The organism is Candidatus Sordicultor fermentans, from assembly GCF_012728195.1.
Lineage (GTDB): Bacteria > Atribacterota > Atribacteria > Atribacterales > Caldatribacteriaceae > Sordicultor > Sordicultor fermentans.
Genome location: NZ_JAAYFP010000197.1, coordinates 1 through 7,750, shown reverse-complemented (window position 1 = coordinate 7,750; position 7,750 = coordinate 1). Strand labels below are relative to the sequence as shown.

Below are 7,750 nucleotides of genomic sequence, written 5' to 3'. Positions count from 1 at the left end.
CGGCTTAAAAATTGCCGGGGTGACGAGCAAAAGGTGATAGAGGCATTCAGAAATGACGGATAAAGGGGTGGGGTTTCCCCGTTTTCCCCTATAGTCTGCCAAGGCTATTCTGACATTAGCTTTTATGCGCACCTATGACTAAAACAAAGCTCCTTTGAGAAGAAGCAAACTCAAACAGACAAAGAGGATAGCTAAAGCAATTTTAGAAAAGACGATGTTTTTTCTCGCAAAATCCACTAAAGCTTTAGATTGACTACCCCAGAATATAGCAAAAAACACAACCAGAAGAGGAAGGATAAAAAAAGCGTTGTAAAGTAGAAGGTATCCTAATGCTTGCCAGCGATAGGGAGTCTCTCGAGCAATATACATAATGGTGGGAAGATACACCTGCCCGGTACACCCTGCCTCCAAAAGAGAAATAACAAAGCCACTTAAAATAGCAGCTACTACTAAGTTTTTTTCAGTAAAGCTATTTTTTAGATATTGATTGATGCGGCGCCTCCAGCTCTCGGGGAGCCCCAGTGTCATATCGGTTTCTTTTCCCTTTTTTTTGTACTGAATAGCATCTTTAATACTCAAAGCAGCAAAAACTAAAAGCAATAAAGCCATGATTAAATAAAGAATTCGAGAGGCGGTCTGATAGGCAGATAAAACATGCCAGAATTGAAAAAGACCCAGACCTAAAAGGAGATAAGTAACAAAAACCGTTATACTGTAAGTCAAACCAATTTCCAGAATACGACGCCGAGAATGTCCCAGAAGCAAAAGTAAATTCACCATAAATACTATAGTGGCAAAAGCACAGGGATTAAGCCCGTCTAAAAAGCCTGCTCCTATTATTACCCAGGGAGTGAATCCTTCAAATCGACGGAAAATTAAGTCCTCCCCCGGGGGGGGAGGACTTACCTCCTTTTTTTCCGATTCTATAGTCTTCTGGATTAGCTCTTCTAACCGAGAAGCAAATTCCTTTTCATCTTCTTCGGCTACAAAACCAGCATCAGAAAATGCTTCTACCGAAGTTTTATTTTCTACCTGCCAGTGTTCTTCCCATTCCACCAGCTTTTTATAATTCTCGGAAAAAAGATAATCCAGATAAATCACTTTTATTTTATCTTTGTATTTATCCAACACTGGAGGAACCACTTCATCTTTTAAGTGTCGGCAACTGGGACAACGAGAAGAATAGAAAAAGAAAAGAAGAGGCTTCTCTTCCACCGAAAGTTTTTCTTGAAAATCAGGAGAAGAATCTCTTTCTACGAACTGTACTTTTTCCCCTTCTGCAGAAAACTTCTCCCGGAGAAGAGGAAGGTTTCCCCCCGTCCCCACTACTATTATTGAATCTGCCTCTTCTGTTTCTTTAAGATATTCATCCCAGGGAACATCGGGGTCATCGTGAAGAAAATTAAAGATCAAAACCCGATGATAGTTGTGAGTAAAAGAAAGAAAAGGTGAGAAAACTGGTTGTTCCTCAGAAAACAAGTCTGAAACCACAATTCCTAAGACTTTTTCTTTATTCTCTTCCAGAAATGAGATTCTCTTTTCTATATCTGAAAGAGAGGGCAAAAGCACTATGTTCTCGGAGCTTTCCAAAATATTTCCCCACTCCTCTTCCATCAGCTCATGTCCTCCCAAATCAATCCGTAAAACTACTCCGTCCTCAAGAGGAAGCTGGGTCAGGTTAGCGTAGAGAAGAATCTCATAAGCTCCTGCTCCTGAAGCAAAAAACAAAAGCAAAACCAGAATAAGAGAGCAAAGCACCCTTTTCATAACTTCCATCCTTTCATCATATTTTTTAATTAAAATGAACTTTCTCCTATTATTATATCTTTAATCAAAAGCTCTGGAAGATTAAAAACTGTTTTATACCATTTATTTCTCTTTTAAGTTAAAATAACTAAAGGGAAAGAAAATTTAATATCTATTTTAACGAGAGGAGGAAGAAGATGAGGAAATTATTTGGAACTTTTGGCATCAGAAGAGTAGCTAACGAAGTTCTCACTCCCGAGATGGCCACGAAATTAGCTCTCAGTTTTGGAACTTTTATCTCCGGAGAAGAAGTGGTGGTAGGTCGCGATTCCCGAAAACATAGTGAGATGCTTTATTATGCTGTGATTTCCGGGCTACTTTCTGCCGGATGTTCAGTAACAGAGCTGGGAGTCACTGCCACTCCTGCCCTGCAGTGGGCTTGTCGACGATGGAATCAATGGGGAGCTATGATTACTGCCAGCCACAATCCCCCTCAGTGGAACGGCATAAAATTCATGGAAAAAACCGGGAAAGGCTTAGATCGAGAAAAGGATGAAGAGGTAGAAAAAATATACTTTGAAGAGCAATTCACTCGCGTTCCCGGGATGAAAATTCAATCAGAAACTAAAAAAAGAGACATCCGCTGGGACTATATCGAAGCTATAATTCAAAAAGTAGATGCACAAGCCATAAGAGAAAAAAAGTTCCGGGTGGCGTTAGATTGTGCTAACGGAGCTCCTTCTCTCATTACTCCTTATCTTTTGAGCGAACTGGGATGCCAGGTAGTAAGTCTAAATGCTCACCCTGATGGCAACTTTCCCGGAAGAAATCCCGAACCTGTACCTGAAAACTTACAAGACTTAATTGCTCTCATCAAAAATTCTCCTTTCGCCGTGGGATTTGCTCAAGACGGAGACGGAGACCGGCTAATAGTGATTAAAGAAAATGGAGAATTCGTCCCTGGTGACCTGAGCGTGAGTCTGGTAGCTCGAGAATTAGCTCATCGAGAAACCCCCGGACCCATCGCTACCACTGTAGCCACCACTCACATCTTACAAGAAATTGCCCGGGAAACTAACCGGGAAGTAATCATAACTGAAGTGGGAGATTTAGTGGTAGCTAAAGCCCTGCAAGAACATGGAGGAATATTTGGTTGCGAGGAAAACGGAGGAATGATTTTCCCCGATTTTGTGTGGGGAAGAGATGGAGCCATGGCTGCAGCTCAGATTCTTCACCTCATGGCCAGAGAAGGAAAACCGTTGAGTGAGCTCCTTAAAGAATTACCTCCTTACTACCAGGTGAAAACCAGACTGGAAATAGACCCTCACAAAAGGGAGAAAATTCTACAAGAAGTAGAGAGAACAATAGCTGAGGAAAAAAACCAAAAAGAAATTATCACCATCGATGGTTACAAAGTAATTTTTGAAGATGGGAGCTGGTTATTAATCCGTTTCTCAGGCACTGAACCATTGGTGAGGGTTTTTGCCGAATCTAAAGATAAAGAAAAGGCGGAAAACTTAGTCAAAAAATATTTAGATCTCATAAAAGGAATTTAGTCTCGGGCTAAATATTGAAGATAATAAAAGTTCTCTTTTTTCTCCCGGGCTAAATTAGTAAAAGGGCCATGGCCGGGAAACACTGAAACAGTGTCAGGAAAGCTATTAAAAATCTCCTCTAATGAGGAGATGAGATCGCGAAACGACCCCCCGGGAAGGTCAGTTCTTCCCACTGACCCGGCAAAAAGAGTATCACCGCTAAAAAGCCAGTTTTCCACGGGTAAAAAAAGACAAACACTTCCCGGGGTATGGCCAGGAGTGAGAAGAAAGGAAAGTTTCCCCCAGGGAGTGTTCAGAAATAAATTGTTTTCCCTTACCACCCAGTCAGGAAGGGGAGAAATAAAAGGAGAAGAAAAATCCCGGGATAAATTTAAGTCCGGGTTAGTCAAATAAATTAGGTCTCTTTCTCCTATTACCAGCTGAGCCTGGGGAAAATGTTCTTTAAAAAAGGCGTTGCCCCCAATGTGGTCGATATGACCGTGAGTGTTGATTATATACCGCAAGCCCAGATTCCGTGTCTCTATTTCCTCTTTTATCTCCCAAGAAGGAGTAGCGGGATCGATGAGAAAAGCCTCCGCACCATCATGAATCAGATAGCAGTTGGTAGACAATTCTCCCAGAATAAAATGCTCAAGCTGCAAAGTCATTTATTTCTCCTTTCTTTGCTATCCAGAATTATAGTAACTGGCCCTTCGTTATGAATTTCTACTTCCATAAAAGCTCCGAATATTCCTCGTTCTACCTTTATCCCTTCTTCTTCCCATCTTTTTCCTATTTCATCATACCACTTTTGTGCTTCGGGAGGAGAAGCAGCCTGGTCAAAGCTGGGACGTAACCCCCGCCGACAATCGCCACAAAGGGTAAATTGAGAAACGAGAAGGATTTCTCCTCCTATTTCATGCACACTCCGGTTCATTTTCCCCTCCTCATCTTCAAAAATGCGCAGATAAGGAATTTTATTTATCAAGAATTGGGCATCTTTTTCTCCATCTTCCCTGTGTACTCCTAAAAAAACCAGAAGACCTCTTCCAATTTCTCCCACTACTTCCCTCTCTACTCTGACCCGGGCTTCTTTCACTCTCTGAATTACTGCTTTCATCTTAAGGCAAACGCTCCTCCTCGCCTAACACTTCTCACATTGGCTATTTTTTTCACTTCGCGGAAAACGTCATCCAGCTCTTGCCGGTTCTTAACTTCCAAAATAAGATATATTCGAGCTTCATTTCCCACAGTACTGGCTCGCACTGATTTAATTCCCACCTGAAAGCTGGATATAGCATTGGAAACATCAGCCAGAAGCTTGGGGCGGTCCAGAGCCTCTATCACTACTCCAGCATTATATTTATCTCCCTCTCTCTCTTCCCATTCAGCTTCTAAGAAACGCTCCCCATCCTGAGAAAGCCTGGTTAAATTAGGACAATCTACCCGATGAATGGTAATTCCTTTTCCCTTGGTAACAAAAGCCACAATCTGGTCTCCAGGAACAGGAGTACAACAGCGAGCTAACTTTACCGCGAGACCACTAGCCCCCTGAACCACAATTCTTTCTTCTTCCCGGGTAACAGCACTGGACTCTTTCTTTTTCTTCTGCAATCGGCGGCGAATAGTATAGGGAATCACTTTGTTCGCCACCTGGCGAGCACTGTATCTCCCCTCACCAATTGCGATATAAAGTTCCTCTTCTTCCCGAAGTTGATTTTCTTCTCTAAACTGAGAAAGATTTTTCGTCACCAGCGCTTTTTCTTCCGGGGTGAGAGAATATTTTTCTAACTCTTTTTCTAAAGCCTCTCTTCCTTTCTCCCGGTTGAGGTCCTGATTTTTCTTACGTAAGAAAGCTCGAATCTTGTTACGAGCCCCCGGAGTTCTGGCGATTTTCAACCAATCAACACTCGGTCCAGAAGAAGCTCGAGAGGTAATGATTTCTACTATATCGCCACTTTTGAGCTCATAGCTTAAAGGAACCATTTGCCGGTTAACTTTAGCTCCCACACAGTTGTTTCCCACTTCCGTGTGGATGAGATAGGCAAAATCAATAGGGGTAGAGCCTTGAGGAAGTTTTTTCAAATCTCCTTTAGGGGTAAAAACATAAACTTCGTCATCAAACAAGCTGATTTTCAGACTCTCCATGAATTCCTGAGTGCTTCTCAGGTCTTGTTGCCACTCTAATATTTGACGGAGCCAGCTCATTCGCTCATCAAACTTATCGTCGCTTTCTCCAGTTTTACCTTCTTTGTAACGCCAGTGAGCAGCAACTCCATATTCTGCCACCTGATGCATATCCCAGGTTCTAATTTGCACTTCCATAGGTGCACCCCGAGGACCTATAACTGTGGTGTGAAGAGATTGATACATATTAGACTTGGGAACAGCAATATAATCTTTAAATCTACCCTCTACTGGTTTCCACAAAGTGTGCACCATTCCCAGAACGGCATAACACTCCTCCACTTCCCGGGTGATAACCCGAAGGGCAATTAAGTCAGGCAGGTCTTCTAAACTGATTTTCTGCCGGTTTAATTTATTATAAATACTGTAAATATGTTTAAATCTACTCTGTATTTCTGCTTCAATTCCTGCTTTTTTCAAACGAGCTTCCAATTCCTGTTTTGCTTCTTCTACTTGTTTTTCCTGTGCTTCCTTAACTCTTTCTATCCCTCGCTGAATATTGCAGTAAGCTCCTGGATCCAGGAAAAAAAGACTGAGGTCTTCTAACTCAGTTTGAATTCTATTGATTCCCAAGCGATTGGCAATAGGAGCAAAAATTTCCAGTGTTTCCCGGGCTATAGTTTCTTTTTTATCCCGATACTGATATTTAAGGGTTCGCATATTGTGCAGGCGGTCAGCTAACTTTATTATGATAACCCGCACATCTTGAGCCATAGCAATAAAGAGACGGCGATAGTTCTCTACTTCAGCCTCTTCCCGGCTAACGTAACTAAACCCCCGGTTTAGCTTAGTTACTCCCTTTACCAGGTTAGTGATTTCTTCCCCAAAATTCTTTTCCAGGTCTTCTTCAGTGACTTCGCTATCTTCTAAAACATCATGAAGAAGAGAAGCAGCGATGGTGTTTTCATCCATTTTCAAATCAGCAACGATATGAGCTACTGCTAAAGGGTGAATGATAAATGGTTCACCGGATAAGCGAACCTGATTCCGGTGAGCCTCAAGGGAAAAAGAAAAAGCTGAATTTACTAAATCACTATTAAAATCAGGATGGTAAAGGCTAACCTTATCCAGCAGCGATTCTATAGTCTCTACCCCACTCCAGCCAAAGAACTAACCTCCCCAATTTTTCTATTTTATAACGAAAAGCTATCTCTTAAAATTCCCGGAGAGCTAAAGGCGGATAAGAGAATGGACAGGGTAAGAAGATAGTTTTTCTCTACCTTTCAGAGATTCTAATTCGATGACAAAACCAATGCCTATGATTCTACCCCCCAACTCTTCTACCATTTCACAAACCGCTCTGGTAGTCCCTCCCGTAGCCAGAAGGTCATCCACAATTATCACTTTCTGCCCCTTCTCTATGGCATCACGATGGATTTCCAGAGTGGCCGACCCGTATTCCAAATCATAGGTTTTAGAGAGAGTGGGGGCAGGGAGCTTCCCTGCTTTTCTTACCGGCACAAAACCACAACCCAGAGAATAAGCTAAAGGTGCACCTACAATAAAACCCCGGGCTTCTATGCCCACTACCAATTCTATCTCTTTATCCTCAAAAAGTCCCACCAATCTCTCGATAGTCTCCCGAAAAGCCGGGCCTTCCTTCAATAAGGTAGTGATGTCTTTAAATTGCACCCCCGGCTGAGGAAAGTCGGGGATATTTCTTATATATTGAGCCAGATCCAGATCCAACTCTATCTCCTTCACTTCTTGATCCTCCAATCCTGAATTTTCAAATAAGGATAATTTCCTGCATTATCGCGATATACTTCAAAAGCAAGGTCTACAAGAGAAGAATTAACAAGATTCGCTGCCTTTTTCTTACCGTTAATCACCACCATTTCTTGTGATTCTCTTCCCTGTTTTACCAGTAAGCGGAGGTGTTGATCGTTCCTCCCCCATATCCAGCTCCTAATCAAAGAGGCATCCAGAACAGCAAAAAGAGGAGGGGGATTCTTCTCTCCAAAAGGTTCAAGCTTTTCTAACCAGAAAAGGGTCTCTTCGTTAACTTCTCGCAAACCAACGAGAGCATCTACTACTAACCCCCGCCTGGAGCGAGCTTTTTCCACTTCCTCGGCAAAATTATCGTTTAAAAAACCTCGCAATTCCCCTACCCTATCGGCAGGTAACCGGAGCCCGGCAGCCATCTCATGACCACCATAACGAATCAGAAGTGACGAGCTACACTCTAATGCCCTCGAGAGATTAAAACCTGCAATGCTGCGACCGGAACCCATTGCCACCCCGTCGATTTCAGTCAAAGCTATCACCGGTCGATCCAGCTG

Annotated in this window: 7 protein-coding genes; 1 reads left to right on the top strand and 6 read right to left on the bottom strand. The window is 42.5% G+C overall.

Annotated elements, in window-relative coordinates; all coding sequences use genetic code 11:
- Positions 1-138: 138 nt before the first annotated feature.
- Positions 139-1,767 (bottom strand): hypothetical protein, encoded by a 1,629-nt coding sequence (locus GXZ17_RS09735; protein WP_409377090.1) that lies wholly within the window; start codon positions 1,765-1,767, stop codon positions 139-141.
- Positions 1,768-1,943: 176 nt separating this feature from the next.
- Between GXZ17_RS09735 and glmM the strand changes: the two genes are divergently transcribed.
- Positions 1,944-3,302: a phosphoglucosamine mutase gene (gene glmM / locus GXZ17_RS09730; protein ID WP_409377089.1), complete on the top strand. Its 1,359-nt coding sequence runs from the start codon at positions 1,944-1,946 to the stop codon at positions 3,300-3,302.
- Here glmM and GXZ17_RS09725 read toward each other — a convergent pair.
- From GXZ17_RS09725 to GXZ17_RS09705, 5 genes are all read right to left on the bottom strand, one after another.
- The gene (locus GXZ17_RS09725; RefSeq protein WP_409377088.1) at positions 3,299-3,949 is read right to left on the bottom strand and encodes an MBL fold metallo-hydrolase; all 651 of its coding nucleotides are present in this window, start codon (positions 3,947-3,949) and stop codon (positions 3,299-3,301) included. The two genes, glmM and GXZ17_RS09725, sit on opposite strands and share 4 nt — an antisense overlap.
- Positions 3,946-4,401 carry a D-aminoacyl-tRNA deacylase gene (dtd, locus tag GXZ17_RS09720; RefSeq protein WP_409377087.1) on the bottom strand — a complete coding sequence of 152 codons (456 nt, stop codon included), beginning with the start codon at positions 4,399-4,401 and terminating at the stop codon, positions 3,946-3,948. The genes GXZ17_RS09725 and dtd overlap by 4 nt, the downstream gene beginning before the upstream one ends.
- Positions 4,398-6,539 carry a RelA/SpoT family protein gene (locus GXZ17_RS09715; protein WP_409377092.1) on the bottom strand — a complete coding sequence of 714 codons (2,142 nt, stop codon included), beginning with the start codon at positions 6,537-6,539 and terminating at the stop codon, positions 4,398-4,400. Before GXZ17_RS09715 ends, dtd begins: the two co-directional genes overlap by 4 nt.
- 99 nt (positions 6,540-6,638) lie before the next feature.
- On the bottom strand, positions 6,639-7,151 hold the full coding sequence (locus GXZ17_RS09710; protein ID WP_409377091.1) for an adenine phosphoribosyltransferase: 513 nt from the start codon (positions 7,149-7,151) through the stop codon (positions 6,639-6,641).
- Between the two features lie 17 nt (positions 7,152-7,168).
- Positions 7,169-7,750 (bottom strand): DHHA1 domain-containing protein (locus tag GXZ17_RS09705; protein WP_409377086.1); only part of this gene is annotated, 582 nt, incomplete at its 5' end.